Origin of the sequence: Acidovorax sp. HMWF018 (assembly GCF_003061035.1) — a bacterium.
Lineage (GTDB): Bacteria > Pseudomonadota > Gammaproteobacteria > Burkholderiales > Burkholderiaceae_C > Acidovorax > Acidovorax delafieldii.
On the sequence record NZ_QAIM01000505.1, the window covers coordinates 3,694 to 7,314 of the forward strand.

4 protein-coding genes are annotated in these 3,621 nt (G+C 67.0%); 2 read left to right on the forward strand and 2 right to left on the reverse strand.

Annotation, left to right across the window (positions count from 1 at the left end):
* Together DBR23_RS21470 and DBR23_RS21475 are read right to left on the reverse strand one after the other, a co-directional pair.
* The coding region (locus tag DBR23_RS21470; protein ID WP_233250654.1) for a cytochrome c at positions 1 to 262 on the reverse strand (262 nt) is incomplete at its 3' end.
* Between the two features lies 1 nt (position 263).
* The gene (locus DBR23_RS21475) at positions 264 to 1,478 is read right to left on the reverse strand and encodes a sulfite oxidase (protein WP_056747901.1); all 1,215 of its coding nucleotides are present in this window, start codon (positions 1,476 to 1,478) and stop codon (positions 264 to 266) included.
* A 221-nt stretch (positions 1,479 to 1,699) separates the two neighbouring features.
* Between DBR23_RS21475 and DBR23_RS21480 the strand changes: the two genes are divergently transcribed.
* Both DBR23_RS21480 and DBR23_RS21485 read left to right on the forward strand, forming a co-directional pair.
* Positions 1,700 to 2,875: a rhodanese-like domain-containing protein gene (locus tag DBR23_RS21480; RefSeq protein ID WP_108499539.1), complete on the forward strand. Its 1,176-nt coding sequence runs from the start codon at positions 1,700 to 1,702 to the stop codon at positions 2,873 to 2,875.
* 80 nt (positions 2,876 to 2,955) lie between these two features.
* Positions 2,956 to 3,621, forward strand: a 666-nt coding sequence (locus DBR23_RS21485; protein ID WP_146191399.1) for a hemolysin family protein, incomplete at its 3' end; no start/stop codon positions are given.

Below are 3,621 nucleotides of genomic sequence, written 5' to 3' on the forward strand. Positions count from 1 at the left end.
AGGACGGCATCACGCCGATGCCTGCCTTGAGCGCACGCAGTACACGGCCGGCGTCGGGTTTCAGTTCATCCAGCACCGGGCCTACCTGGCCCTCGGCACCGGCGGCCTGGAGCGTGTGGCACACGGCGCAGGCGGGCTGGATCCTGGTGAACAGCTCCTTGCCGCGCGCCAGTTCGGCCGGGTCGGCGGCCGCCGCCGACGCACAGGCGCCAGCGGCCCACAGCGCCGCTGCAAGGCGGCGCGCTCGGTTCAATCCACCCATGTCAGGCCACGGTCACGGTGACGGCGTGGTCGCGCCAGCTGGCGTTGTTGTAGCCGCCCAGGTTTTCCTCGCGCTGCTCGGCCTGCACATTGCCGGCCGTGTCGGTGGCGCGGCTGGCCAGCACATGGGTGCCCGCCTCCAGACGCACGGGCAGCGCAAATTGCCGCCAGGCAAAGGGGCCCAGGTCGGGGCCGATGAGCTTGGCCGCCAACCAGGTCTTGCCGCCATCGGCCGACACCTCCACGCCCTTGATGCCGCGCGTGCCGCCAAAGGCCACGCCATGCACCTGCACCTGTCCGGGCTTGAGTGCCCCCTTGTCGGGCAAGGGGCCGTTGATCCACGACTTCACGCCCATCTCCCACACCGAAGGCTGGTCGGGGCTGGCCTTGCTGCCGGGCGGCGACATGCGGTAGCCGTGCGACATGATGCGCGCCTGCGACTGTGCGCTGGTAAACGCCACACGCTTAACGTACTTGATGTTGTTCACGCCCTGGTAGCCGGGCACCACCAGCCGCAGCGGGCCGCCATGCGCCAGCGACAGTGGCTCGCCGTTCATCTCCCAGGCCAGCAGGGCATCGTCCATCGCCTTCACGGGCACCGAGCGCTCCACCAGTACCGACAGCGGGTCCACACCTTCGGGCAGCTTCTCGCCCCCCGTGCCGGTCAGGTAGGCGGCACCATCGGCCAGCCCGCCCAGGGCGGCCACCACGTTGCGCAGCGGCACACCGCTCCAGACCACACAGCCGGCAGCGCCCACCGACCAGGGGGTGCCGCTGGGCTTGCTGGGGAAAAAGCCCCGGCCATTGCCCGAGCATTGCAGCACGGTGGCCACGGTCTCCACGCCCAGCGTCTTGAGCTCCGCCAGCGTCAGGCTGCGCGGGCTCTTGACTCCTTCGACGGACACCGTCCACGCGTCGCGGTTGTCCAGGATGGCCGCGTCAGGCGCAGGCAGGTTGTTGCGCACGTACAGCTGGTTGGACGGCGTGATGACGCTGGTGCCGAACGCGGAGCGGCGTGTCTCCAGGGTGCTGCTGCTGTGCACGATCAATGCATCCGGCGACTTCCACCCCGCATAGGCGGGCAGCGGCTTGGCCGCAGAGGCTGCGGCCTGCTGGGCCCGCGCACTGCCCGTCCATCCGGCCAGGCCCAGCGCGCTCAGGGCGGCAGCACTTCCGGCCAACATGTGGCGGCGCGGCAGGGTCATCGAATCTTTCATGGAAACGTCTCCAAATAGTGGGGTGGACAAAACCTTGTAGCCCCTCGCCATTGAGCGGGGACGGGGGGCCGGGTCAGCCCGCATTCTGTGGGGCAGCTCCTCCTGCCGCACGCGCGGCGTCGTTAGCAGAAGTAACAAGAACAAAAGATCGGAAACATTCGTACGCAGGTGCGGGGGGCGTGGGCATATTCGCGCTTTGTTTTGGGGAGAGGAGCAGCGCAATGAACACCACCAGAAAACCGACCCGAGGCCCGCTGGGACTGCTACTTGTCCTATGGCTGGGATGCAGCGCAGCACAGGCCCAGCTGACGGCCATCGTGGCCGTGGAACCCACCGCCCGCAAGGCAGCGCATTCCATCCTGCGCACCGCTGCCGAATCGGGCTTATCGAAAGCCGCGGGCCAGTCGGTGGCACTGACGACCAGCGACGATATGGCCGACGTGATGCGCGCCACCCGCAGCGCGGGCTATGACATCTTCGTTGGCCCTGCGCAGGTGGCGGCGTCTGCGTTGCAACGCGGCTACGAACTGGTGGGCGCAACGCAAAAATCAGACAGATACCTGCTGGTCGGGCTGCAGCAGTTGGCGGCAGTGCCTGCGATGAAGGGCCGCAGGCTCTACCTGCCCCAGCAGGACTCGGTCTATACCTACATGGCGCGCGGCATGCTGAACGAGGCAGGGCTGTCGTTCCAGGACCTGCGCGCCGTGCAGTACGAAAAATTTCCCCAGGCGGGCCTCACCGCCCTGACCCTGGGCACGGCCGATGCCACCGTGGTGCGCGAGGACGACTGGGCCGAATGGTCTGCGGCGCACCCCGGCATCGCGCGGGTGCTGGCCACGTCGCAGCCCGTTCCGGGCGGGTTCTCCATCGTGGTGAAAAAAGGCCTGCCGGCGGATGCGCGCAACAAGCTGGCCCAGTGGTTCAACGCGTCGTCCTCCGCCAGCGGCCTGCCGCCAGTCTCCGTGCGCCCGGAGGTGGTGGAATACCGTCGCGTGGCCGAGCTGGGGCTGTTCACGCCCACCAGCCTGCCTGGGGTCAACCGTGTCACCGCGCGCGAGGCCCAGACCCTGCTGACGCAGGGCGCCACGCTGGTGGACACCCGCACCGAAAAGGAATTCAAGACCAAGCGCATCCGCGGGGCCGTATTCGCTGCGTATGTGGAAAAGAGCCTCAAGGACGTGGCCTTCAATGCCGCGCAGGATGACTTTCAGGCGCTGGACAAGCTTCAGGGCCTGGACAGAGCCAAGCCGGTGATTTTTGCGTGCAATGGCGCCGAATGCTGGAAGTCCTACAAGGCCGCCAAGGTAGCCTCCGCCAAGGGCTTCCAGTCGGTGTACTGGCTGCGCGGCGGGTTGCCCGAATGGGACGAAACCGGCCTGCCAACCGAAGGTGGCTAGGAGCCTGCGCAAGGCCTCTGGCCCCTGTCCTTACAATTGGTCGCTTCTCAACTCCCAAGGGCGCGCAAGGCGCCCTTTGTATGGAAATAGCAATACTGTTCGCCCTCATCTGTCTCAACGGCCTGTTTGCCATGTCAGAGATCGCTCTGGTCACGGCCCGCAAAGTCCGGTTGCAGAAGCTGATTGATGAGGGCGATAGCGGTGCCGCCGCGGCCGTGAAGCTGGGCGAAGACCCCACGCGCTTCCTCTCCACCATCCAGATCGGCATCACGTCGATCGGCGTGCTCAACGGTATCGTGGGCGAAGCCGCGCTGGCCGCGCCGCTGGCCTCGTGGCTGGAGCGCCTGGGGGTGCCACTGCCCTACGGCGGCTACGCGGCCACCGGTCTGGTAGTGGTGCTGATCACGTACTTCTCCATCGTGGTAGGCGAACTGGTGCCCAAGCGCATCGGCCAGTCGTACCCCGAGACCTTTGCCCGCCTGGTGGCACGGCCCATCAACTTTCTGGCGCTGGCCACCAAGCCGTTTGTGCTGCTGCTGTCCACGTCCACGCGCACCCTGCTGCGCCTGCTGGGCGTGAAGGAAACCAGTGGCAGCCCGGTGACCGAAGAGGAGATCCACGCCATGCTGGTCGAAGGCACCACCGCCGGCGTGATCGAGTCGCACGAGCACACCATGGTGCGCAACGTGTTCCGCCTGGACGACCGCCAGATCGGCTCACTGATGGTGCCGCGTGGTGATGTGGTG